Origin of the sequence: Coprobacillus cateniformis (assembly GCF_009767585.1) — a bacterium.
Classification (GTDB): domain Bacteria; phylum Bacillota_I; class Bacilli_A; order Erysipelotrichales; family Coprobacillaceae; genus Coprobacillus; species Coprobacillus cateniformis.
Window position 1 is genome coordinate 2,423,213 of record NZ_WSNW01000001.1, and the last position, 22,909, is coordinate 2,446,121.

General features: G+C 31.6%; 25 protein-coding genes. 20 read left to right on the forward strand and 5 right to left on the reverse strand.

Going from position 1 to position 22,909, the window contains the following annotated elements:
* The first annotated feature begins 31 nt into the window (after positions 1–31).
* From ggt to GQF29_RS11890, 3 genes are read left to right on the forward strand one after another with little or no spacing between them, the layout of a single operon-like run.
* Positions 32–1,642 carry a gamma-glutamyltransferase gene (gene ggt, locus GQF29_RS11880; protein ID WP_008787548.1) on the forward strand — a complete coding sequence of 537 codons (1,611 nt, stop codon included), beginning with the start codon at positions 32–34 and terminating at the stop codon, positions 1,640–1,642.
* A 22-nt stretch (positions 1,643–1,664) separates the two neighbouring features.
* Positions 1,665–2,210 carry a chromate transporter gene (locus GQF29_RS11885; RefSeq protein ID WP_008787549.1) on the forward strand — a complete coding sequence of 182 codons (546 nt, stop codon included), beginning with the start codon at positions 1,665–1,667 and terminating at the stop codon, positions 2,208–2,210.
* On the forward strand, positions 2,207–2,779 hold the full coding sequence (locus GQF29_RS11890) for a chromate transporter (protein ID WP_008787550.1): 573 nt from the start codon (positions 2,207–2,209) through the stop codon (positions 2,777–2,779). Before GQF29_RS11885 ends, GQF29_RS11890 begins: the two co-directional genes overlap by 4 nt.
* A 19-nt stretch (positions 2,780–2,798) precedes the next feature.
* Here the strand turns inward: GQF29_RS11890 and GQF29_RS11895 are convergent, their stop codons facing one another.
* Positions 2,799–3,500: a GntR family transcriptional regulator gene (locus tag GQF29_RS11895; RefSeq protein ID WP_008787551.1), complete on the reverse strand. Its 702-nt coding sequence runs from the start codon at positions 3,498–3,500 to the stop codon at positions 2,799–2,801.
* A 252-nt stretch (positions 3,501–3,752) separates the two neighbouring features.
* Between GQF29_RS11895 and GQF29_RS11900 the strand changes: the two genes are divergently transcribed.
* From GQF29_RS11900 to GQF29_RS11915, 4 genes are read left to right on the forward strand one after another with little or no spacing between them, the layout of a single operon-like run.
* Positions 3,753–4,865 carry an amidohydrolase/deacetylase family metallohydrolase gene (locus tag GQF29_RS11900; RefSeq protein ID WP_008787552.1) on the forward strand — a complete coding sequence of 371 codons (1,113 nt, stop codon included), beginning with the start codon at positions 3,753–3,755 and terminating at the stop codon, positions 4,863–4,865.
* The gene (locus GQF29_RS11905; protein WP_008787553.1) at positions 4,865–5,983 is read left to right on the forward strand and encodes a DgaE family pyridoxal phosphate-dependent ammonia lyase; all 1,119 of its coding nucleotides are present in this window, start codon (positions 4,865–4,867) and stop codon (positions 5,981–5,983) included. Before GQF29_RS11900 ends, GQF29_RS11905 begins: the two co-directional genes overlap by 1 nt.
* Complete coding sequence (gene dagF, locus GQF29_RS11910) at positions 5,976–6,710, forward strand: 2-dehydro-3-deoxy-phosphogluconate aldolase (RefSeq protein ID WP_008787554.1); 735 nt, start codon at positions 5,976–5,978, stop codon at positions 6,708–6,710. The genes GQF29_RS11905 and dagF overlap by 8 nt, the downstream gene beginning before the upstream one ends.
* 9 nt (positions 6,711–6,719) lie before the next feature.
* Entirely contained in the window at positions 6,720–7,712 is a 993-nt protein-coding gene (locus GQF29_RS11915; protein ID WP_017143895.1) for a sugar kinase, read from the forward strand.
* Between the two features lie 406 nt (positions 7,713–8,118).
* Here the strand turns inward: GQF29_RS11915 and GQF29_RS11920 are convergent, their stop codons facing one another.
* Positions 8,119–8,313 carry a hypothetical protein gene (locus tag GQF29_RS11920; protein ID WP_017143894.1) on the reverse strand — a complete coding sequence of 65 codons (195 nt, stop codon included), beginning with the start codon at positions 8,311–8,313 and terminating at the stop codon, positions 8,119–8,121.
* Between the two features lie 859 nt (positions 8,314–9,172).
* Here GQF29_RS11920 and GQF29_RS11925 point away from each other — a divergent pair.
* Positions 9,173–10,573 carry a 6-phospho-beta-glucosidase gene (locus GQF29_RS11925; protein WP_008787556.1) on the forward strand — a complete coding sequence of 467 codons (1,401 nt, stop codon included), beginning with the start codon at positions 9,173–9,175 and terminating at the stop codon, positions 10,571–10,573.
* A gap of 147 nt (positions 10,574–10,720) precedes the next feature.
* Positions 10,721–11,032, forward strand: coding sequence for an ATP-binding protein (locus GQF29_RS11930; protein WP_008787557.1), 312 nt, complete (start codon positions 10,721–10,723; stop codon positions 11,030–11,032).
* A 103-nt stretch (positions 11,033–11,135) separates the two neighbouring features.
* Here GQF29_RS11930 and GQF29_RS11935 read toward each other — a convergent pair whose 3' ends face one another.
* Complete coding sequence (locus GQF29_RS11935; protein ID WP_008787558.1) at positions 11,136–11,918, reverse strand: MurR/RpiR family transcriptional regulator; 783 nt, start codon at positions 11,916–11,918, stop codon at positions 11,136–11,138.
* A 228-nt stretch (positions 11,919–12,146) separates the two neighbouring features.
* On the opposite strand from GQF29_RS11935, the gene GQF29_RS11940 reads away from it, so the two are divergent.
* The 11 genes from GQF29_RS11940 to GQF29_RS11990 all read left to right on the forward strand — a co-directional run bounded on the left by GQF29_RS11940 (position 12,147) and on the right by GQF29_RS11990 (position 21,350).
* Complete coding sequence (locus tag GQF29_RS11940) at positions 12,147–13,496, forward strand: PTS sugar transporter subunit IIC (RefSeq protein ID WP_008787559.1); 1,350 nt, start codon at positions 12,147–12,149, stop codon at positions 13,494–13,496.
* 15 nt (positions 13,497–13,511) lie between these two features.
* Positions 13,512–14,465, forward strand: coding sequence for a GNAT family N-acetyltransferase (locus tag GQF29_RS11945; protein WP_008787560.1), 954 nt, complete (start codon positions 13,512–13,514; stop codon positions 14,463–14,465).
* On the forward strand, positions 14,455–15,126 hold the full coding sequence (locus GQF29_RS11950) for a PIG-L deacetylase family protein (RefSeq protein ID WP_008787561.1): 672 nt from the start codon (positions 14,455–14,457) through the stop codon (positions 15,124–15,126). The genes GQF29_RS11945 and GQF29_RS11950 overlap by 11 nt, the downstream gene beginning before the upstream one ends.
* A gap of 18 nt (positions 15,127–15,144) precedes the next feature.
* Positions 15,145–16,221 (forward strand): MupG family TIM beta-alpha barrel fold protein, encoded by a 1,077-nt coding sequence (locus tag GQF29_RS11955; protein ID WP_008787562.1) that lies wholly within the window; start codon positions 15,145–15,147, stop codon positions 16,219–16,221.
* Positions 16,205–17,107 (forward strand): N-acetylmuramic acid 6-phosphate etherase, encoded by a 903-nt coding sequence (murQ, locus tag GQF29_RS11960; RefSeq protein ID WP_008787563.1) that lies wholly within the window; start codon positions 16,205–16,207, stop codon positions 17,105–17,107. The genes GQF29_RS11955 and murQ overlap by 17 nt, the downstream gene beginning before the upstream one ends.
* A gap of 57 nt (positions 17,108–17,164) precedes the next feature.
* Positions 17,165–18,271, forward strand: a complete 1,107-nt coding sequence (locus tag GQF29_RS11965) for a metallophosphoesterase (protein ID WP_017143893.1) — start codon at positions 17,165–17,167, stop codon at positions 18,269–18,271.
* Between the two features lie 24 nt (positions 18,272–18,295).
* Positions 18,296–18,703: a hypothetical protein gene (locus GQF29_RS11970; RefSeq protein ID WP_017143892.1), complete on the forward strand. Its 408-nt coding sequence runs from the start codon at positions 18,296–18,298 to the stop codon at positions 18,701–18,703.
* A 9-nt stretch (positions 18,704–18,712) separates the two neighbouring features.
* The gene (locus GQF29_RS11975; RefSeq protein WP_008787566.1) at positions 18,713–18,940 is read left to right on the forward strand and encodes a DUF1653 domain-containing protein; all 228 of its coding nucleotides are present in this window, start codon (positions 18,713–18,715) and stop codon (positions 18,938–18,940) included.
* Positions 18,941–19,054: 114 nt separating this feature from the next.
* Positions 19,055–19,675 carry a TetR/AcrR family transcriptional regulator gene (locus GQF29_RS11980; protein ID WP_008787567.1) on the forward strand — a complete coding sequence of 207 codons (621 nt, stop codon included), beginning with the start codon at positions 19,055–19,057 and terminating at the stop codon, positions 19,673–19,675.
* On the forward strand, positions 19,672–20,556 hold the full coding sequence (locus GQF29_RS11985; protein ID WP_008787568.1) for an ABC transporter ATP-binding protein: 885 nt from the start codon (positions 19,672–19,674) through the stop codon (positions 20,554–20,556). Before GQF29_RS11980 ends, GQF29_RS11985 begins: the two co-directional genes overlap by 4 nt.
* Positions 20,553–21,350 (forward strand): ABC transporter permease subunit, encoded by a 798-nt coding sequence (locus GQF29_RS11990; RefSeq protein WP_017143891.1) that lies wholly within the window; start codon positions 20,553–20,555, stop codon positions 21,348–21,350. The genes GQF29_RS11985 and GQF29_RS11990 overlap by 4 nt, the downstream gene beginning before the upstream one ends.
* 72 nt (positions 21,351–21,422) lie before the next feature.
* Here GQF29_RS11990 and GQF29_RS11995 read toward each other — a convergent pair whose 3' ends face one another.
* Positions 21,423–22,235, reverse strand: coding sequence for a purine-nucleoside phosphorylase (locus GQF29_RS11995; protein WP_008787570.1), 813 nt, complete (start codon positions 22,233–22,235; stop codon positions 21,423–21,425).
* Between the two features lie 61 nt (positions 22,236–22,296).
* On the reverse strand, positions 22,297–22,815 hold the full coding sequence (locus GQF29_RS12000) for a ferritin (protein ID WP_008787571.1): 519 nt from the start codon (positions 22,813–22,815) through the stop codon (positions 22,297–22,299).
* Positions 22,816–22,909: the final 94 nt, after the last annotated feature.

The following is a 22,909-nucleotide window of genomic DNA, read 5'->3' on the forward strand; positions in this document are numbered from 1 at the left end:
CTCTTTTTATAGAAAGATTGGAGGATAAAAAATGAAACATAGAGGCATAGTTATGAGTAAAAAAGGGATGGTTTCATCAGCCCATACACTTATTTCAGCATCTGGTTTAAAAGTTTTAAACAGAGGTGGAAATGCCATGGATGCTTGTATTGCAATGGCTTTAACAAGTGGTGTCGTTTTACCAGATATGTGTGGGTTAGGTGGCGATGCATTCTTGCTTTATTATGATGCAAAGACTCAAAAAATAACTGCAATGAATGGTTCGGGTGGAGCTCCAGCAAAGGCAACGATTGAATATTATCAGTCATTGGGACTTAAATCTGTTCCTAAAGATGGTATGCTCTCAGTGACCGTACCAGGAGCTGTTGATGTTTATTTTGAGGCATTAAAACAATTTGGAACATTAAGTTTTGCTGATCTATGTGAAGATGCTATTGAATTATCAGAAACTGGTGTACCTGTATCAGAAAAGGTTGCCAGACACATGCATACAGATTATCAAAAAATGTGCAGGTTTAAAAACTTAAAAAATTTATATCTCAAAGATGGAAAACCATATCCTTATGGTGAACTTGTTTATAATAAGGATTATGCAAAGAGTTTACGTTATTTAAAAGAACATGGGCGAGATGGTTTCTATAAAGGTAAACTGGCTGATAAGATTGTAGAATATTCACATGAGCATGGAGGGATTTTTGAAAAGTCTGATTTTGAAAATTATCATTGTCAAATATTAGAACCTATCTCTGTTGATTATCGAGGTTATCGTATTTTTCAAACACCACCAGTTTCACAAGGTATTATTCATCTAGAAGAATTGTCTATTCTTAATCAATTTAATATGTCACAGTATGAGCCAGATAGTGCTGAAGCTATTCATTTGATGGTGGAGGCAAAGAAAATTGCATTTAGAGATCGTATGAAGTATTTTGGAGATCCTGAATTTGTTGAAAATCCAACTGAAATTCTATTGAGTGAAGAGTATGCTTCGCAAGTTGCAGGTTGTATCCATATGGATTCTTGCGCCAATGAAGATGATGTCTTTGAACATGAAAATGGACATACAACAAGCATGATAGTTGTTGATCAAGAAGGCAATGCTGTATCTTTTATTCATAGTATTTCAGCAACATGGGGTTCAGGAGAGATTGTTGATGGAACAGGTATTTTATTAAACAATCGAGCTGGGACTGGGTTTAATTTACAAGCTGGTCATCCAAATGCTATTGCCCCTTATAAAAAAACCATGCATACACTCAATACATATTTAATTACAGATTCCAATGGTCGTTTAAAATATGTTGGAAATACACCTGGTGGAGATAATCAACCACAGTGGAATATGCAAGTTGTTTGTAATCTATTAGATTTTGGATTAGATGTTCAAAGCTCTGTTGAACATGGAAAATGGGCTGATATGCATACGTTTGATGAAGAAGGGAAATCTCATCATGTGTTAAAGATTGAATCACAGGTTGGTGAAGAAGTTCTAGAAAAATTAAGACAGATGGGACATACTTTGAAAGTGATTGAACCATTTACTTGTTCAGGGGCTTGTCAAATTATTGAAATTCAGGAAGATGGTTTGAGATTAGGAGGTAGTGATCCACGAGCAGATGGTGCTGCAATGCCTGAAATATAGAAAATGGAGGGGAAACAGATATATGAAGGATTTATTTGAACTTTATATAACCTTTGCCAAGATTGGCAGTATAACTTTTGGAGGTGGGTATGCTATGTTGCCTATTCTTCAAAGAGAAATTGTAGAAAATAAAAAATGGGAAAGCGATGAAGATCTTCTAGATTATTTTGCAGTTGGTCAATGTACACCTGGAATTATTGCTTTGAATGTTTCAACATTCATTGGCAATAAACGAAAAGGAACAATTGGTGGGATTGTTGCAAGTCTAGGCTTTATAACAATTCCTATTGCCTTATTGCTGGTTATTAGCATATTTTTAAATAACTTTGCAGATTATGCCATTGTCAAAAATGCTTTTGCTGGTGTAAGAGTATGTGTTTGTGTTTTAATTCTTAATGCTGTAGAACGATTATGGAAAAAATCAATGATTAATCATAAGGCATTGCTTATATTTGTTGTGGTTTTAGGACTAACATTGTTTACTGATATTCCTTTATATGTCATTGTTCTCTCTTCATCTGTTGTCGGAGCTTTGTTAAACCGCTGGAAAGGAGCAGAAGCAAAATGATTTTATTACAATTGTTTTTTGAATTCTTCAAAGTAGGACTTTTTTCCATTGGTGGGGGATTAGCCACTTTACCATTTCTATATGATATCTCAAATACACTTGGCTGGTTTACACATGGCGATATTGCCAATATGATTGCTATTGCAGAATCAACACCAGGAGCCATTGGTATTAATATGTCTACTTATGCAGGCTATCAAGTTGATGGTATACTTGGTGGTATAGTTGCCACAATTGGATTGATTACACCATCTGTTATTATTATTTTAGTGATTGCACGATTGTTAAAAAAGTTTAAAGAAAATAAACTTGTTCAAGATGTTTTCTTTGGTTTAAGGCCAGCCTCTGTTGCTATGATAGCATCAGCTGGAATTGGAGTCATTAAAATTGCCTTAGTGAATATCCCACTGTTTGAGTCAACAGGGCATCTCTTAGATTTATTTGTTGTTCCTGGAATTATTTTAGCTATCGTTCTCTATACGTTATCTAAGAAAACAACTTGGTCACCAATTATTCTCGTTGCTATAAGTGCAGTTGTCGGAATTGTGTTGCATTTAGGTGGTGCATAAATATAAAAATTCAGTATGACTAAACATCATACTGAATTTGATAACTATGAATTCTTGTATTGTATCTTGCATATGAGACTTCAACAACTTTTTGATTAATATCATGTGATATTCTTTTTCTTCCAAGGACTGGTCCTTTTTCTAGATTAAGCCCCTCTAATATACGAACTGGAGGAAACTCAACAAGAAAGTCATCATGAAAATGAGCAATAAAATAGTGATTCTTATAAAGGAACATATACAATGAAAAATCATTATGATTCTTAATAACAGGGATTTCAATATCACCTGGTAAATAATGTGTCAGATGGATATAAGGTTGTCCATCTAGATAGTAAAAGCGAGTAATTTCTAGACTTTTCCTCCCAAAATAAGGAAATAACTCATGTTGAGGATCTAATGAAATATATTCAAATTGTGTATTTTCCTTTGTCACTTGATATCCTTGCTGTTTTAAAAGATTAGCAAAAGAATAACCATTTGATAATTTATTGAAAATGCTATTGCTTATAACGGTTGTGCCTTTACCACTTTGTTTTGAAACATAACCGTCTTTTTCTAAAAGGTCAATAGCTTTTCTTATTGTAATTTTACTAACATTAAAGATTTTTTCAAATTCAGTCTCAGTGGGTAATAAACTATTTATAGGGTAGACACCATTAATAATTGAATCTTTAATGGTTTCCATAATAGAGTAATATAAAGGTGTTTTTTTATTCATATATAAGACTCCTTTCAGTCATTATTTGAAGATCTATTGATACAGATAAATGACTCATTATTGTATTTATCATAACATAATCAAATAAAAAAATCAAAGTGCATAATGAATAAGATTTAATGATATAATGTTTATAAATTGATAAGTATAAAAATTTCAATTTTCATGAATGAACATTTTGTTTGATAACTGTGATTTGATTGAAGTGTATTCATGAAAGTGTTAAAATTTTTTTAGGAAAGAAGGTTGAGCATGAATAAATTTATGATTGAAAATGCAAGACTTGTAGATGGCAGAATTGTGAGTATTTTTGTTCAAAATGGTGTCATTCAACAAGTTGCTTCTTCTATAAAGGTAGACAATGAGACTCAGGTTATTCATTTAGATAATGAGAGTTATGTAAGTGCTGGCTGGATAGATACTCATACGCATTGTTTTGATAAGTTTGAACTCTATGCTGATAATTGCGAAAGTATTGGCTATAAAAAAGGTGTAACAACTGTGATAGATGCAGGAACATCTGGTGCAGATAATGTTGATGAGTTTTATGATAGTGTAAAAAATTGTAAAACACATGTATATTCATTATTAAATATCTCTAAAACAGGGCTATACGCACAAAATGAATTGGCAGATATGCGACATGTTGATAGCGATGCTTTTATGCAGGCGTATCAAAAACATCCCCATTTTATTATTGGTGTGAAGGCCAGAATGAGTAAGAGTGTTGTTGAAGAAAGTGGTGATTTGCCTTTATTTGAAGCGTTAAAAATTGCTGAACAAACAAAGCTGCCATTGATGGTGCACATTGGAACTGCACCTTCAAAACTGGAGACAGTTTTAGCGAATATCAGAAGCGGGGATATTGTCACTCATATTTTCAATCCGAAAACGAATGGTATTATTCAAGATAGTCACATTAAAGAATGTGTATTTGATGCTTATCAAAGAGGTGTGTTCTTTGATTTGGGTCATGGTACAGATAGTTTTTCATTTGATGTATTAGATAAGGCGAATCAAAATGATCTAAAAGTTCACAGTATTAGCAGTGATATTTATTATCGTAATCGTCAAAATGGGCCTGTTTATGATCTTGCGACGACAATGTCAAAACTTTATAGGAAAGGATATGATTTGAAGGAAGTTATAGCTTGTGTGACAAGCCATCCTGCAAAAATGTTGAATTTATCACATCTTGGTCGGATTGAAAAAGGCTATTGTGGTGAGTTTACAATATTTAAGATTATTCATAAAAATAAAGAATTGGTTGATTCGACTGGAAAGAGAATCATTGTATCCGAGTATATTCAACCAGTTGCAGTGATCATACGTAACGAATATATTCAACTTGAGGAGGATTGTTAATGGAAGATATATATGAAAAATATCAAGTTAAACAAGTTATTAATGCTTCTGGGAAAATGACAATTTTAGGTGGTTCACGAGTCAGTGAAGATATTTGTCAGCAGATGAATATTGGTGCATCACATTTCTTTGAAGTTAAAGATCTGTTGGATAAAACTGGCAATTATTTAGCAGCGCTTATTGGTGTAGAATCTGCTTATATTGTCAATAGTGCTTCTGGCGCTATTGCCCAAAGTGTTGCTGCCTGTGTATCAAGAGGTAAGCTACAGTACATCTTAGATATTTATAATCCTGAAAACAAAAAAAGAGAAGTTATTATTTGTAAAGGGCATAATGTTGATTATGGAACACCTATTGAAGTGACGATTGGAATGGGTGGAGGACATGTTGTTGAAGCTGGTTATGCAAATAAATGTACATTAGAACATATTGAAGCAAAAATCAATGAAAATACAGTTGCACTTATCTATGTGAAGTCTCATCATTGTGTTCAAAAAGGTATGCCGGATATGAAAGCATTCATTGAGTTAGGTCATCGTTATCACTTGCCTGTGATTGTCGATGCGGCTGCTGAGGAAGATTTAAAGGTTTATGACAACTTAGGAGCAGATGCTGTTGTTTATAGTGGGACAAAAGCTTTTGAAGGTCCGACTTCTGGTTTACTGATTGGGAAAAAGGTATTTATTGATCAAGTGAAAAAACAAAGTCAGGGGATTGGCCGTGTCATGAAAGTAGGCAAAGAGAATATTTTAGGCTTGACTTATGCGATTGAAAAATATTTATCAAAAGAACATTTGACATTACAACAACAATCTCAACGTTTAGAAATATTTAACCAAAAACTAAATGCCAATGATGGCATATCGGCACGGATTATACAAGATGGTGCTGGTCGTCTGATTATGAGAAGTGAAATAACGTTTGATGAGAAGAAATTGTCTAAGAATGCACTGCAGATTGCACAGGCATTAAAAGAAGGAGAACTTCATATTTATACGCGTGATTATCGTGCCAATGAAGGAAAAATAGAAATTGATATAAGAGATGTCAATGACCAAGAATTAAATATGATTTATGAAAAAATAGTGAAGATTATTGGAGGTAGAAAAGATGAATAAAACTCCTCATTATTTAAATGACAAGATATGTTTAAATGTTTTGGCAAATTCATTAGAGAATGCCAAAGCAATTTATGAAGCAGCAGAGGGACATGTACTTGTTGGCTTGCTTTCAAAGAATTATGAAACAGTTGAAGCGGCTATAAAAGATATGAAAACTTATGCTGAAACTATTGATAATGCTATTTCAGTTGGATTGGGTGCGGGTGACCCTCATCAATGGAAAATGGTTGCTGAAATTTCAAAAGACATTCAACCCCAACATGTCAATCAAGTGTTCACTGGTGTTGGATATACACGTGCATTGCTAGGGCAAGATGAAACAATTGTTAATGGATTAATTTCTCCAAGTGGAACAGCAGGATTGGTTAAAGTGTCTACAGGACCTTTAAGTTCTTTAGATAAACCAGCTCTTGTGCCTGTTAAAACTGCGATAGATATGTTAAAGGATATGGGCTGTAGTTCGGTTAAGTTTTTTCCCATGAAAGGTCTATCAACAAAAGAAGAATATCGAGTAGTTTGTGAGGCTTGTGCAGCAGAGGACTTTATGATGGAACCTACTGGAGGTATTGATTTAACAAATTTTGAAGAGATTTGTCGTATTGCGCTTGAGGCAGGGGTGAAAAGAATTATTCCTCATGTCTATACTTCTATTGTAGATAAAGAAACTGGTGAGACAAAGAGAGAAGATATTCAAACTTTATTAGAAATCATGAAAAGATTATAGGTGATGACAATGAAAATAATAGCATTTGGAGAAGTCATGATGCGTATGATGCCACCAAATTATAAAAAATTATCTCAAGTTGATACATTGGAATTCTTATATACTGGAACAGGAGTTAACGTTTTATCAGGATTATATCAAATGGGGCATGAGGTATATTTAACAACACGTTTACCTGATAATATTGTAGGGCAAGCAGCGAGCGCACATATTCGTAAATTGGGTATTCATGATGACTATGTTTGTTATGGAACAAATCATATTGGTATTTATTTTTTAGAACAAGGAATTGGTAATCGTGCAAGTCAAATCACATATCTTAATCGATTGGATAGTTCTTTTGGTAAAAGTCAAATCTCTGATTATGATTTTTCCTGTTTAGATGGAATGGATGCTTTGCATATATGTGGCATTTCATTAGCGCTCCGTGAAAATCTAAGAGAAGTTGCATTTGCATTTGCAAAAGAAGCAAAGAAAAGACATATTAAGGTCATATTTGATTGTAATTTTAGACCATCATTATGGACAGGTGAGCATGATGAAATAAAACATATTTATGAAGAGATGCTCAATTTAGCAGATATTGTTTTTGCTGGCTATAAAGATGCTACCCTTCTATTACATAAACAAGTTGATCAATCTCTCCCTTATGATAAACAACTTAGAAATATTCTTATGCAAATGTGTCAGGATTATCATATAGAATTTATTTTTGGAACCATTCGTAAAGATGAAGAGTTAACAGGATATATGGTGACTTCAACAAAAATGGTGATGAGTCCAAAAATGAGATTGACTGTTTTCGATCGTGTTGGTGGTGGTGATGGTTTTGCAGCAGGAGCTATCGATGGTTATTTAACACATATGGAGCCACAGGAATTAATTCATTATGCAACAGCAAGTGGTGTTTTAGCTCATACGACATATGGGGACAGTCCAGTTGTTTCTAAAGAGGAGATTATTGATTTTATGAAAAACGGAAAAAGAGATATCAAAAGATAAAATGTATTAAATCTTAATGTAAATAGTTAAAACAAGGCTTATTTAGTAGGTATGCACATTATTTGGCATCAATTGCCTAACATCAAAGTGTTTGTAGAAAAGATTGCTAAGGAAGTAATCTGATTCTAATGTTATGAAGAAGTTGATATAAGAAATTTCCTCAGTATAAAATCCTTATCTGTTCAATTTAAATATGTAGATATGAAAAAAGCCTAGTCAAAATGATTAGGCTTTTTTGAAATTGAGTCTAAGAAGTTACTAAAAATATTTAATTCATTTATAAGCAAAGTGTACACTTCATTATAATATTTGTATGCATACCCACTTGTTGTATATGATATGGCACAGGTCTTAAGTGATTGCTGAGTAGTAATCTCTTGAACTCAATATCAATATATATGAAATATTAGATACTGTCCCAAAATTTTACATATGCAACTGATGCAGCTATTGTAAAAGAGAAAATGACTGCAATATAATATGTGATATAGATTATCCCTGCATCATGCAAGATAGAACTTGGAACAGGTAACATAAAAACTATAATAGGAAACAAAATTATAGATGCCATATAGCCAATAAATAAATATATTTTCTTCATGGTAATCCCTCCTTTGTAACATTAAATGTGGCTGCATATTACAATTATTTTAAATGTCTTTATCTATTTTTAGTTTAACATCAAAAATGCTAATTTGCAATGAGTTGTGTTCAATATTGAATCTATTTAAATCAAAATTGTTTTTTGTTAAACGTATAATAAAGTAGTGATAAAATAAATAGATGAAATACTTACTTTTTCTATTTTGACGAACTAAGTTTTAATTATATAGAAGTGAAACAACTGAGATAATGCTCGAAAAAATATTTTTGAAAAGCATACTGCGATTTTAGGGATTTTATTGAAGATTTCTAAAAATATAATAATCTGTCCTATAATCAAATCTAAGAATCTTTCTTTTAATTACAGCCAAAAGTGAAAATGGTAGGTATATTTATTGGCAATTTTGAGGAGATGCTAAAATATAGTGGATAGGTAGAGAGAATTCAGGATTGAATAACATTATTGTCTATATTTCTCCAATTATTATCTATTTTCCATTTATGTTACTTCATTAAACGTATTTTTGCTTTTTGTTATAATAGCGTTGAATGTAACTGTAAAAATAGAAAAGATTAACAAAACAAAGGATTGTAATTGTTGTGGAAGGGTAGATATAGAAAAATGTCTCATTAATTATCATGAAATAATACAAGTATTTATATATTCAGATTCTATAGTATTTCTACTCATGTGACATATAGTCACAATCTAATTGTTTCTAAAGAGGAAATTATTGATTTTATGAAAAACGGAAAAAGAGATATCAAAAGATAAAGTTTTTTCAATAAGTGAAAATAATGTGCAAAGTGATGTGATTTTGACTATACTGTAAGTGTAAAAACAAGGAGGACGAATAATGGAAAAGAAACCTGTAAAAATTGTTACAATTGGTGGAGGAAGTAGTTATACTCCAGAATTAATGGAAGGATTTATCAAAAGATATGATGAACTTCCAATCAGAGAAATTTGGTTAGTAGATATTGAAGATGGTAAAGAAAAAATGGAAATCGTTGGGGCTATGGCTCAACGTATGTGGGATGCATCTCCTTATGATGTGAAAGTTCATATGACTTTAGACAGAAGAGAAGCATTACCTGGTGCTGACTTTGTGACAACTCAATTCCGTGTTGGTTTATTGAATGCTCGTATCAAAGATGAAAGAATTCCTTTCTCTTATGGAATGTTAGGACAAGAAACAAATGGTGCTGGAGGAATCTTTAAAGCCTTCAGAACAATTCCAGTTATCTTAGGTGTTGTTGAAGATATGAAAGAATTATGTCCAGATGCATGGTTAATCAACTTCACAAATCCTAGTGGAATGGTTACAGAAGCAGTTATGAAATATGGAAAATGGGATAAAGTTATTGGATTATGTAATGTACCAGTTGGTGCAATGATGAAAGAACCAGAAACAATTGGAAAAACATTAGATCAATTGACTTATAAGTTTGCTGGATTAAATCATTTCCATTGGCATAAAGTTTATGATGAAAATGGAAAAGAAGTGACTCAAGATATTATTGATGCAATGTATGAAGGTAAAGATGGTGGATTACCAGCTAACATTCATGACATCCCATTCTTCAAAGAACAATTAGATACTATGAAAATGATTCCTTGTGGATATCATAGATACTATTATCGTCAACAAGAAATGTTAGCACATGGATTAGAAGAATACAGTGATCCAGAAGTGGGAACACGTGGACAACAAGTGAAACAAACAGAAGCAGAATTATTTGAATTATATAAAGATCCAAATTTAGATCATAAACCAGAACAATTAGCAAAACGTGGTGGAGCACATTATTCAGATGCAGCATGTGAAACAATTGCATCAATCTATTCAAATGCCAATAGACACATTGTTGTGACAACAAAGAATAATGGAGCAGTACCAGATTTACCAGCAGACTGTGCAGTAGAAGTCTCTGCATATATTGGATCAACAGGAGCAAAAGCAATCGCTTTTGGAGAATTACAACCAGCTGAAAAAGGATGGTTACAATGTATGAAGAACATGGAACACTGTGTTGAAGCAGCAGCAGTGACAGGAGATTATGGAATGGCATTACAGGCATTCATCTTAAATCCACAAATCCCTTCAGGTGAAAATGCAAAACGAGTGTTAGATGAATTATTATTAGCACATAAGAAATACTTACCACAATTTGCAGAAAAGATTGCAGAATTAGAAGCAGCAGGTGTCACTATTAAAGATGATGTTGCAAGAGAAATTACTGAAAAAGGACTATAAGAAATAGTTATTTATAGGATATGAAAGATACTTCATTAAGAGGTATCTTTTTTTACTATTATTTTTCTTGACGATTTTATTGCTTTTTCATGTCTTTTTGTAGCTAATTATATTAATGGGAGGTTAAATGAGCCTGAGATATATAATTTGGAATATTCAACTGAAGAAAGAGTTTTCGAAACTGATAAGAAAATACCTAATGATAATTATCTAAGAGGGAGTAAAAGAGTTGTTTTTGAAATTATTAATGATTTCCTTCTAGGAAATCAGGCTGTACAATTAGATGAAGTTCTCGTTGGAAAACTATTTAATCGTTTCTATACTGTGACTACAGCAAAAAAATCTACTGGTTTAGGATTATCGATTGCCAAAGGATTAACTGAACAAATGAATGGCAAAATAACGGCTTCTTATAAGGAGGGAAGTTTAAGTATTCATTTATTATTTCCTTTAATATAACGTTTATATTTGCAAATTCTACAATAAATAAGGATACTTTTATTACAGAAGTATCCTTTTGCTTGTAGAAAATTTCTAATTATAATAGATATTTATGTTGAAATTAAATCTTATGACTATCTTGTTCTCTTAAATGTGATGCTAAGTTATTAATAATAAGGTCTATTGTCAAAAAGACAAGGGCTTGAGAATCAACAAAGATATTCTTTTTATCAAGCTGAAATGCTGGTAAAATGAATGCCAAATCAATTTTATTTTTATTGCGATAATGATCATTTTGTGTAATCAATACAGTGTGGCTTTGACTCTCTTTAGCATAATGAATAGAATCTTTAATGACAGTTGTTTCAGCTGAAAGGCTTAAGAATACATTTAAATCCTTATCTGTTGACATCGTTGCTTTTTCAGTAAAGATTCCTGAATCAAAAACAGGTTCTGAATCAATGCCAAGACTTGCTAAACGATATGAAAAGTATTGTGCTGAAAGGCCTGTTTCATGAACTCCAAATATTTTTATTTTTCTAGCATCTATCATCAGTTGAGAAAATTGATCTAAAAATTGAGTGCTTAATAAGTGAGGTAATTTATTCATTTGTTCTGTATATAAGTCAACAATTGTTTGTGTTTTAGCAATCTCACCTTCAGTAATATGTATAATAGATTGTAAATATCTAGAGACTTCATATTTGAATTCACTATAACCTTGGAATCCACATTTTTGGCAGAAACGCAATAAAGCAGATTTAGATACTTTACATTTTTCTGCAATGGTTGATATTGGATATGAAGAAATATCATGAAGATTTGAAAGAATGTAATCCATGATAATTAATTCTGATTTTGTAAATTCATCTTTATGTAATTGAATATGTTGTATAGGTGTCATATAAACCTCCTTGTTTATACTTTGTTTTATTATACCATATTTTGGATAAGTATTAATGAAATTTTTTATTCTAAGAACTTTTTTGGTTTTTCTGGGAAAAGTTCCATAAATTTTAGAAAAAGTATTGTAAACGGTTTCTTTTGTGTGTATAATAAAATTAGTTCCAATGGAATTGACAAAAGTCCCAAAAACGATCGTTATACTGGATATGGAAAAAGGAGGATAAATATGGGTACTGAAACAAAGAAAATCACATTATTAGAGCGACTAACAGATTTTATCGAAAATAAGTTAGCTCCACCACTCATTCGCATTTCTCAAGTGAGATATCTACAGACTCTTCAAAGAACCTTTATGGTCATGATGCCATATATGATTCTTGGTGCAACCGCAACACTCATTCTCAATTTAGGTGGTTTATTTGCTGAAGGAACAGGGCTAAATATGCCTGAAGTTGCAGATATGATTAATGCAGTTATTGCGAATATACAGCCTGCATTGTTACAGATTGTGTTTGTAAGTATTAATCTTATGGCATTCTTATGTGTTGTTTTGAATAGTTATTTTTTAGGTGATTACTATAAAGACAAAGATAGTCAAATCAGTCCAATAGTTTGTGGTATTGTTGGTTTAATAAGTTTTCTTAGTTTTATAGATTTTACAACATTATCTGAAAACTTTGATTGGCCATCTTATATTTTAGGGGCACCTAGTTTATTTAGTGCAATTATTTTAAGTATTGTTTCTGTTGAAATTTATCGTTGGTTTATTGCAAGGAAAATAACAATCAAAATGCCTGCTGGTGTTCCACCAATGGTTGCTGATGCATTTACAAGTATTATTCCTGTCAGTGTTATTGTTATTCTTTCAGCTTTTGTTGGAAGAAATATTCCTAATATTCATTTTTTAACACTTATTAATGATGCGAGTTCTCATTTGGTTGTTGGAGGAAGTCATCCAATTGCACAGTTTATTGCCTTTGTATTAGATAGAATTTTCTGGTTTGTTGGTTTACATGGCTCTAATATTGTTGGGTCTATTATGACACCAATTTGGGAAACGATGATGGGTCAAAATCTTGCTGATTTTATGGCTGGTCAAGATATTACATATCTGTTTTCTTCATTATGGATTAATAGTTATGTTCGTTTGAGTGTTTTCCCAATTGCTGTTTTGTTAGTTATTTCAAAAGTCAAAAGATTTAAAGTTTTAGGAAAGTTATCTATTGCTGGTTCTATATTTAATATTGCTGAACCAATTATGTATGGATTACCTATTGTTTTAAATCCTTTAATGTTTGTTCCTTGGGTATTAGGGTTTGCTGTTTTATTTATCTTTAATGCAATTTTAACTGTTATTGGCATAGCACCTCCAATTGTTGCTAATGTTGTATGGACAATGCCAGTGCCACTTATGGCATTTATTGGCTCAGGATTTAATTTTGTGGCGTTGCTCATTAGTATTATGAATATGATTATTCTCTTCTTTATCTTCTTACCATTCTTTAAAGTTATGGAAAGACAAGAACTTGCTATTCAAAAAGCAAATGAAGAAGAAATGTTTATAGAAAATGAATAGAAAGGTGGGATAATAATGAATGTTCAAATTCAATCATTTCAAATGGAATATTTACAGCAGGTATTAAGATGTTGGAATGAAAACCTTATTTATGATTTGATAAATGAAGAAAGATTTACAGATATGATTTTATTAGATGATAATTTTGATCCTCAACTTTTAAAAGTTGCTATTGTTGAAGATAAAATTATAGCATTTTGCTTTGGCATTAAAAGAAAAATTCCTTATCTAGAAAGAGGATTAGAACCAACACGTGGCTGGATAAATATGATTGCAGTTGATGCTCATTTACGTCATCAAGGCATAGCTTCAAAACTTGTCCAATGCCTTGAGAAAGAATTTGAAAAACAAGGTGTTAAAGAAATAACATTATGTGCTTATAGTCCAAATTATTTTACACCTGGTATTGATATACGTTATCAAGAAGGATTGTTATTCTTTGAGAAGCATGGTTATCAATATCAAAATCAGGCAGTAAGTATGCAAAGAGACCTTTGGGATTTTCAAATGTCTGAAAATATAAAAACAAAACGTAAAGACTTAGAAACAGAAGGAATTCACATCATTCCTTATCAAAAGAAATATATGTTAAATTTATTGGATTTTGTGCTTAAAGAGTTTGGCTCTGGTTGGAAAAGAAATGTCTTAATGGCTATGCAAAAGAAAGAGGCTGAAAAAACAATTCTCCTTTGTATAGATCAAGATGAACATATTTTAGGTTTTTGTATGCGAAAGATTGATGGGAATGATGCACGATTTGGACCTGTAGGAATTCATGAATCATTAAGATCCAAAGGTATTGGAGGCGTTTTGTTTGAATGTATGATGTATGATATGAAATCTAGAGGTATTCCTTATCTGTACTTCTTATGGACAAGTGGTGCAGCACAAAGATTTTACGATCGTCATCAAATGAAAGTATTAAGAACATATCATTTATATAGAAAGGTTATTCAAGATGAAATATAATAGGATTATAAGTATTGGTGGGCATCATTTAGATGCAGAACTCATGGGTGGACCACTGATGATTAAATATGCTCAAAAAGGTGCTCATTGCACAATGGTTAATGTCACTGAAGGAAGATTAGAAGGCAATCAGGTCACTGAACAAGAAAAGTTAGCCTATCTGGAAAATATAAGAAAAGAGAATCAGTTAGTGGCTGAAAAGATGGGGTGTGATATTTATAATATGGGATACACATCTGCAACCGTACCAGCTCAAAATGAATTTATAAAAATTCTAAAAGCCTATATGAGAGAAGAAAAAGTTGATTGTGTAATTACACATTGGCGTGGAACGATGCACCCTCGTCACTACTATACATATGAAACAGTTACGCAAGCTGTTTTGCAATTGAGACAAGAAGGTCATTCTATTCAATTGCTGTATGGTGAAAATTGTGAAGATCTGATAGGATTTATTCCTACATGCTATGTTTCACTAGATGATATTATTGTTGAAACTTGGTTTAATGCTTTGAAAAACTATACTATTTTTAATGGTCAAGTGAATACTGTCCCTTATCAGGAATATTATCAGGCTCAGTTAAAAGTTCGAGCTATAGAAGGTGGATGTCCTCATCCTGTTAAAGCTTATATGCATGCTCCGCTTTTTGATAATGAATAAGTAAAGGAGAATATAAATATGTTAGGAATTTCAGTATATTTTCAAGATTTAGATGAGCAGTATATTAAAACTTGTGCCCAAATAGGTATTCAATATGTCTTTACATCTTTACATATACCTGAAGAAGATTATAGTCAATTAGATAAAAAACTCCCTCAATTTATTTTACTTTGTCAAGATTTAGAATTGAAAATTGTTCCTGATGTATCTCCTGTTACTTTTGAAAAATTAAACTTAAAGTTAGGTGATTTTTCTGCATTGAAGCAGATGGGCATTCAGGCTTTAAGATTAGATTATGGATTTGATGATATAGAGAATATAAAACAATTATCAAAAGACTTTGAGATTATATTAAATGCGAGTGTTGTTAATGAATCATTATTAATAGAAGCAGAGAAGTCTGGTATTCAACTTCATCAATTCATATTATCACATAATTTCTACCCTAAGACTCATACGGGTTTATCAGTAGAGACATTTCGAGAAAAAAATGCTCTCTTTCATAAATATGGTTTAAAAATACAGGCTTTTGTTTGTGGTGATGACTTAAAGAGATTTCCTTTATATGAAGGATTACCTACATTAGAAAAACATAGGGATATACATCCCTATGTTGCTTCTCTTGAATTAATGAAAAAATATCAGATAGATGATATTATGATAGGTGATAGCCGAATTCAATATGAAACATTGAAATATATCAAAGATTATATGGAGCATCATATATTGACATTAAAGGTTCATCTTGATGAAAGATATAAACATTATTATAACCAAATATTGACATGTCGAGATGATTTGTCTGAAGCAGTCATTAGACTTCAGACGCCAAGAGTCAAAGATATTGATATTTATCATAATGATAGAAGGAAAAAAGGTGATATCACCATTGACAATCATCTTATGGGAAGATATTGTGGAGAAGTTCAAATCTTAAAATGTGATTTGCCAAGTGATGCAAGAGTCAATGTGATTGGGTTTGTTCATCCTGAGTATGTAGAAGCTTTAGAGTCTATTGATGGAAGTACATCTATTCGTCTTGTTCCATTATCTACAATGAAAGAGAGGTATAATCACTATGAAAGTGAATCTTAAACAATTAACAACTGAACAAAGAAATCCTCATACATTTTCATTGGACCAGATGAGTATTCGGGAATGTCTGGAAATTATGAATGAGGAAGACTGCCAGGTTCCTTTATGTGTAAAAAAAGAAATTGAGCATATTGAAATCGCTATTCAACATATAATATCCGCCTTACAAAGAGGAGGTAGACTTATCTATATAGGAAGTGGAACAAGTGGAAGACTAGGGGTGTTGGATGCAGTTGAATGCCCACCTACCTTTTCTACAACATATGAAGTCCAAGGTTTGATTGCTGGTGGTGAGACTGCATTTGTCAAGGCACAGGAAGGTGTGGAAGATAGTTTTGATCAAGGTCAAAAAGATATTGCTCATGCTCATGTGACAGATAAGGATGTTGTGGTGGGGATTGCAGCAAGTGGAAGAACGCCTCATACATTAGGGGCATTAACAAAAGCAAAAGATTTAGGAGCCTATACAGTTGCGGTGGCTTGTAATCATCAAAGTGCAATTGGAAAGATTGCCGATATAGCAATTGAGGTTGAAACTGGACCTGAAGTTATTACAGGTTCAACACGTTTAAAAGCAGGAACTGCTCAAAAACTTGTTTTAAATATGTTATCAACTGTTTCTATGATTGGGATAGGAAAAACTTATCAAAACTTAATGGTTGATTTACATGCATCAAATGAAAAACTCATAGAAAGATCAATACAAATGATCATGGAAGCATGTGAATGTGATTATGAATCAGCAAGAGATGTTTTTCTAAAATCTGAGCAAAAACCTAAATATGCTATTGTTATGAAACTTTTAAATTGTAATATTGAAGAAGCCAAAAGAAGATTATTAGAAAATAAATCTTTTGTTTATAAAGCAATAAACGAGAAGTCATAAAAAATTGTATTCATCATTTTCATAAATAGTGTATACTAATACTAAGGAAGTGATATGATGATAACTCCAAAACATATAAAAAAGAGTATAAAAGGTGATTATCGTTTGATTGTTATAAGCGATATTCATGGACACTTAGATCGATTCAAAGCACTTCTACAAAAAGTCAAATACACACCAGATGATTATTTAATTATTTTAGGTGACTTTGTAGAAAAAGGTGATCAAGTTATAGAGACAATCCATTATGTTAAACAATTAAGTCAAAACAAAAGAACTTTTGTACTTGCAGGGAATTGTGAGTGGGCACTTGATGCATTGTTAACAGTTCCAGAACTGGCAGGGCAAATCCCTCAATACTTAGAAAGAGTTTCTACAAATGGATGTATTCGAGATGTCTATCATCTACTTCATTTAGATGACGGTAGTGAAACAATGCTTGGTGTTCAAAAGAAACTCGCAGAGTATTTAAAAGAAGAAATTCAATTTATTTCTCATTTACCAGTTACATTAAAATTCAATCAATTTATATTTGTTCATGCTGGTGTAGAAAAAAGAAAAGATTATCAAGAGAGTTCATTATCTTCTTTATTAGAGATGCAGTATTTTTATGATGAAGGACATATATTAGATGAAACAGTTATTGTTGGACATTTGCCAACTTCCAATTATTTTGCAGACCATATATGTAATGATATTATTATTGATCAAAAGAAAAAGATCATTTGTATAGATGGTGGAACAGGAGTTAAAGCAGTTTCACAGTTGAATGCTTTAATTATTGAAAGTCAAAACAATCAGATTCAGTATACATGTGAACATGTTCAGCCATTACCAATTTATTGGATTATTGAAGATGTTTATGAACCAATGGAATATGTTCATAAAATAGGTTATCCTCATTTTGAAGTCAAGGTTGAAAAAAGTGGGTCACAATTTTCTGAATGTTATCAAGCTGAAACCCATCAAAGATTACTTATTAAAAATGAATTTTTATATCAGAAAAAAAATAAAACATATTGTTTAGATGATTATACGGATTTTATGATTTCTGCTTTATCAGGAGAATATGTTAAACTTTTAGGTGTCTATGATGAATATGCATATGTTATTTATAAAAATCAAGTTGGCTGGATAAAGTATGAATATTTAAAAGCAATATAAGCCATACTATAAATGGTGATAGATATGAATAATGATACATGTATAGAAGAATTAATTAATGGTTTAAATATGGGAAAGATTGCAATTGATCATTTGGTTGATAAGATTGAGAACAGAAAGTTGAAAGAAATTGCTGTTCATCAAAGAAAAAATTATGATGATTTAAAAGAAAAAATTATGCAGACATTTCCTCATACAGAAGATGAAGTGAAAAATAAATTTATGTTAGAATCAATGATTGAAATGAAAACTATTTTAAGTGATGATGCTAAAATAGCAAAAATGCTAACAGAAGGTAGTAATCAAGCTATTATGACAATGACTCATCTTTTAAATAAAGAGGAGAATGTTGATCCAAAAATCAAAGCTTTTGCTGATGATTTTGAAGATATTTCAAAAAGATATATAGAAGAATTAAAAGAGTTTTTATAGGAGAAACCAATGCAGGAAGTTCATGTGGGGAAAGTTTATAAACATTTTAAAGGTCATCAATATTTGGTTTTGTGTATAGCAATGCACACAGAGACAAATGAAACAATGGTCATTTATCAAGATCTTCATGATCAAGATAAAATATATGCAAGACCATATGATATGTTTATATCAAAAGTAGATAAAGAAAAATATCCATATATACAACAGATTTATCGTTTTCAAGAGGTACTCTAGAGTACCTCTTTTGTTTATTTCGTGAAGAGATGGGGTTGTAAAAAATAGTCAATGAAGTACAATAAGAATTGACTAGAAGAGTTTGACTCATTTGGTTAAAGGGGGGGATCATTTATGAATGAGAAATTTCTTGAATTACCAAAAGAAAAACAATTGAAAATTATTAATGCTGGTATGGAATATTTTGGTAAGTATGGATATAAAAGTGCAAGTACTGATGATATTGCAGCAAGAGCAGAAATATCAAAAGGATTGTTATTTTATTACTTCCATAACAAAAAAAGCTTTTACTTATATTTATATGATTATTGTGCAGAATTGATGCTGGATTATATTAATAGTAGTAGAATTCAAGAAATTACAGATTTTTTTGATATTATGGATTGTGGTGCAGCATTAAAAATGAGAATGATTGTAGATTATCCTTATCTAATGAGCTTTGTTATGAAGGCTTATTATTCACAAAAAGAGGCGGTCACTGAAGATATTAATCATATGATTGAAGAAACAATTTCAACAACATTTGATATATATTTTAAAAATACAGATTGGAGTAAATTTAGAGACGAAATTGATCCACAGCAAATCTATCAAATGTTATTGTGGATGATAGATGGATATATGCTGGATAAACAAAGAACACAGCAAGATATTAGTGTAGAAGATATGTTAGTTGATTTTAATAGTTGGAAAAATATGTTTAAAAAGATGTGTTATAAGGAGGAATATTTATGAGTGTAATAGAAGTCAATGGAATCACTAAAGACTATGGCAATCATCAGGGTGTCTTTGATGTGAATTTTACTGTAGAGAAGGGTGAAGTCTTAGGGTTCTTGGGACCAAATGGGGCTGGGAAGACAACAACAATCCGTCAATTAATGGGATTTATTAAACCAGATCAGGGAACTGTTCATATACAGGGGATGGATTGTTTTAAAAACGCTCCTGAAGTTCAAGCGCAATTAGGTTATTTACCTGGAGAAATTGCCTTTATGGATGATATGACAGGAATGGATTTTATTGAGTTTGTAGCAAATATGAAAAATATTCAAGATATGAGTAAGGCCAAGGAATTAATAGAATTTTTAGAATTGAATCCTAAAAATAAAATGAAGAAAATGTCTAAAGGAATGAAACAAAAGATTGGTCTTGTGATTGCATTTATGCAAGATGCACCCATTTTGATTTTAGATGAGCCTACAAGTGGATTAGATCCATTAATGCAAAATAAATTTGTTGAACTGATTCATAAGGCAAAAAAAGAAGGTAAGACAATTTTAATGTCATCACATATTTTTGAAGAAGTAGAGCATACTTGTGATCGTGTTGTCATTATTAAAGAAGGTGAAATTGTAGCAACTGAAAAGATGGAAGATTTAAGACATAGTCGTCGAAAATATTATGAGATTTGTTTCCATGATGTGAAAGAAGCAACTTTATTCCATCAACAATATCCTGAGAGTCAAGTCAGAGATACCGTTGTCTCACTTTCTCTTCAAGGAAGTGCAGATACTTTAATCAAAGCGTTATCACAGTATACTATTGATGATTTGAGTGTAAGGGTACAATCACTTGAAGAGTTATTCTTACATTATTATGGAGGGAATCAATCATGATTGGGACATTATTAAAAAAAGAATTCAAGGCTAATCTTCTTATCTTAATAATTTTTATGGCATTATTATCGATGTATTCAGTTATTATTGTGGCTATGTATGATCCAAAACTTGGTGAAAGTATGAATATGTTAGCTAAAAGTATGCCAGAAATCTTTTCTGCTTTTGGAATGTCAAATCCAGGAACAACTCTTTTAGATCTAATTACGAATTATCTTTATGGATTTATTTTGATTGCAATACCTTTTGTCTTTACAATTATTATGTGTCAGCGTTTAGTTGCACGTTATATTGACAAAGGTTCTATGGCGTATTTATTAGCAACACCAAGAAGTCGATTCAGTGTTATCATAACCCAACTTATTGTCTTATTAGGGGGATTATTGATTTTAGTTGTCTATGTCACTGGGCTTATATTAATGAGTGGACAGATTATGTTTGATGAACTTATTCCTTTAAAAGAGTTATTGACATTGAATTTAGGGTTATATGCTTTACATGCATTTCTTGCGACTATGTGTTTTCTATTTGCTTGTAGTTTTAATGAAACAAAGTTTTCTATTGGTATTGGTGCAGGACTTGGATTGGTATTTATTCTTATCCAGATGTTATCACAAATTGGAGATAAAATGGATTTCTTAAAATATTTAACACCATTAACCTTGTTTGATGCCACAGGATTAACTGGTTTTGATTCAATGGCACTTATCAATATAGTCATCTTGTTTGTAGCTGCGATTCTTATGGCTATCATTGCATGTCGTATTTTTCAAAAACGTGATTTGCCATTATAAGATTTATAAATAAAAACATAATTGTAAACATAACAAAAGGACTTTACATCTGAAGATGCAAGGTCCTTGTTTTTACATATCTTTAATAATTTGTTTTGTTAATTTGACAAGATTGACTTCAGCTAAGTTTGCAGCTTCCATAACTTCTTTATGGTCTAATTCATTTGCACCAAGCCCAGCAGCTTTATTCGTCACTAAAGAAATACCTAAGGTTGTCATTCCTGAATGTCTAGCAACGATTGCTTCTGGAACAGTTGACATTCCAACCATATCAGCACCAATCACTTTCAGTGCTCTAATTTCAGCAGGTGTTTCAAACATTGGTCCTTTAAAGAAACAATAAACACCTTCTTTTAAATTCACATTTGTTTTTTCAGCAGCATTTTTTGCAATCTGTCTTAGATCTTTTGAATAAACTTCTGTCATATCTTTAAAACGAGGACCGAATTCATCTAAATTTGGACCACGTAAAGCACTTGGTGCCATAAATCCAATATGATCAGTAATCAATGTAATTTGTCCTGGGTTTAAATCTTCTCTGATACCACCACAAGCATTTGTTACAAACAGATATTGAATACCTAGTTTTGCAAAAACACGGATTGGTAAAGTCACAATATCCATATCATGCCCTTCATAATAATGGAAACGACCTTTCATAGCACAGACAGTTTTACCAGCAATTTTCCCAATATAAAGTTTTCCTTCATGACCTGGAATTGTTGATTTGGGAAAGAAAGGAATATCCTGGTAATCAATAACAATAGGGTTTTCAATTTCATCAGCTAATGGTCCTAAACCTGATCCTAAAATAATTGCAATGTCAATAGGTTGACTATATTGTTCGAAAATATACTTATAAGCTTCATTAATTTTATTGTACATATAAATCCTCCTTACTCATTATTATATCAAAGTCTATACCAAAAAGAAAAGACCTTTTGGTCTATTCAGTAACTAATATAGAGCTTTGTGTATAAGTTCTTTGCATAAGTTCATTGTTTAAAGAATAAAGAGATTTTGGATCATGACCAAATAATTCAAATTGAGTTATAAGTTCAGTTGCATTTTTTTCTTCTTCACCTTGTTCACTCACATACCAGTCAAGGAATTTCATGGTACGATAATCTTTCACACTATGAGCAGCGTCATATATGTTGTGAATTAAACTTGTCACATATTGTTCGTGTTCTAAACCATATTTAAGAGCATCATCAAGTTTATCAAGGACTTTATCAGGTTTTGCAATTGCTGATAGAGTCACTTCATAATCATTATCTTGTAAGTACTGCAAAATCCCCATCGCATGATCCATCTCTTCTTTCGCTTGCACATTATACCAGTTGGCATAACCATTTAAACCTTTATGCGTATAAAAATTTGCAAAATCCAAATACAAATAAGCTGAATACATTTCTTTGTTGATTTGATCATTTAAAAGATCAGCAACTTTCTTATCTAACATTATTCTTTCCTCCTATATATATAGTATACGCCTATTTTTAAACTCAAACAATCTTTTTGATTTGTCAATAAAGAATAGACTTCGCTACTTAGGA

What these genes read in the sequence shown, in the direction of transcription:
- ggt (WP_008787548.1), top strand. Translation starts at nt 32, where the DNA reads ATGAAACATAGAGGCATAGTTATGAGTAAAAAAGGGATGGTTTCATCA.
- GQF29_RS11885 (WP_008787549.1), top strand. Translation starts at nt 1,665, where the DNA reads ATGAAGGATTTATTTGAACTTTATATAACCTTTGCCAAGATTGGCAGT.
- GQF29_RS11890 (WP_008787550.1), top strand. Translation starts at nt 2,207, where the DNA reads ATGATTTTATTACAATTGTTTTTTGAATTCTTCAAAGTAGGACTTTTT.
- GQF29_RS11895 (WP_008787551.1), bottom strand. Translation starts at nt 3,500, where the DNA reads ATGAATAAAAAAACACCTTTATATTACTCTATTATGGAAACCATTAAA.
- GQF29_RS11900 (WP_008787552.1), top strand. Translation starts at nt 3,753, where the DNA reads ATGAATAAATTTATGATTGAAAATGCAAGACTTGTAGATGGCAGAATT.
- GQF29_RS11905 (WP_008787553.1), top strand. Translation starts at nt 4,865, where the DNA reads ATGGAAGATATATATGAAAAATATCAAGTTAAACAAGTTATTAATGCT.
- dagF (WP_008787554.1), top strand. Translation starts at nt 5,976, where the DNA reads ATGAATAAAACTCCTCATTATTTAAATGACAAGATATGTTTAAATGTT.
- GQF29_RS11915 (WP_017143895.1), top strand. Translation starts at nt 6,720, where the DNA reads ATGAAAATAATAGCATTTGGAGAAGTCATGATGCGTATGATGCCACCA.
- GQF29_RS11920 (WP_017143894.1), bottom strand. Translation starts at nt 8,313, where the DNA reads ATGAAGAAAATATATTTATTTATTGGCTATATGGCATCTATAATTTTG.
- GQF29_RS11925 (WP_008787556.1), top strand. Translation starts at nt 9,173, where the DNA reads ATGGAAAAGAAACCTGTAAAAATTGTTACAATTGGTGGAGGAAGTAGT.
- GQF29_RS11935 (WP_008787558.1), bottom strand. Translation starts at nt 11,918, where the DNA reads ATGACACCTATACAACATATTCAATTACATAAAGATGAATTTACAAAA.
- GQF29_RS11940 (WP_008787559.1), top strand. Translation starts at nt 12,147, where the DNA reads ATGGGTACTGAAACAAAGAAAATCACATTATTAGAGCGACTAACAGAT.
- GQF29_RS11945 (WP_008787560.1), top strand. Translation starts at nt 13,512, where the DNA reads ATGAATGTTCAAATTCAATCATTTCAAATGGAATATTTACAGCAGGTA.
- GQF29_RS11950 (WP_008787561.1), top strand. Translation starts at nt 14,455, where the DNA reads ATGAAATATAATAGGATTATAAGTATTGGTGGGCATCATTTAGATGCA.
- GQF29_RS11955 (WP_008787562.1), top strand. Translation starts at nt 15,145, where the DNA reads ATGTTAGGAATTTCAGTATATTTTCAAGATTTAGATGAGCAGTATATT.
- murQ (WP_008787563.1), top strand. Translation starts at nt 16,205, where the DNA reads ATGAAAGTGAATCTTAAACAATTAACAACTGAACAAAGAAATCCTCAT.
- GQF29_RS11965 (WP_017143893.1), top strand. Translation starts at nt 17,165, where the DNA reads ATGATAACTCCAAAACATATAAAAAAGAGTATAAAAGGTGATTATCGT.
- GQF29_RS11970 (WP_017143892.1), top strand. Translation starts at nt 18,296, where the DNA reads ATGAATAATGATACATGTATAGAAGAATTAATTAATGGTTTAAATATG.
- GQF29_RS11975 (WP_008787566.1), top strand. Translation starts at nt 18,713, where the DNA reads ATGCAGGAAGTTCATGTGGGGAAAGTTTATAAACATTTTAAAGGTCAT.
- GQF29_RS11980 (WP_008787567.1), top strand. Translation starts at nt 19,055, where the DNA reads ATGAATGAGAAATTTCTTGAATTACCAAAAGAAAAACAATTGAAAATT.
- GQF29_RS11985 (WP_008787568.1), top strand. Translation starts at nt 19,672, where the DNA reads ATGAGTGTAATAGAAGTCAATGGAATCACTAAAGACTATGGCAATCAT.
- GQF29_RS11990 (WP_017143891.1), top strand. Translation starts at nt 20,553, where the DNA reads ATGATTGGGACATTATTAAAAAAAGAATTCAAGGCTAATCTTCTTATC.
- GQF29_RS11995 (WP_008787570.1), bottom strand. Translation starts at nt 22,235, where the DNA reads ATGTACAATAAAATTAATGAAGCTTATAAGTATATTTTCGAACAATAT.
- GQF29_RS12000 (WP_008787571.1), bottom strand. Translation starts at nt 22,815, where the DNA reads ATGTTAGATAAGAAAGTTGCTGATCTTTTAAATGATCAAATCAACAAA.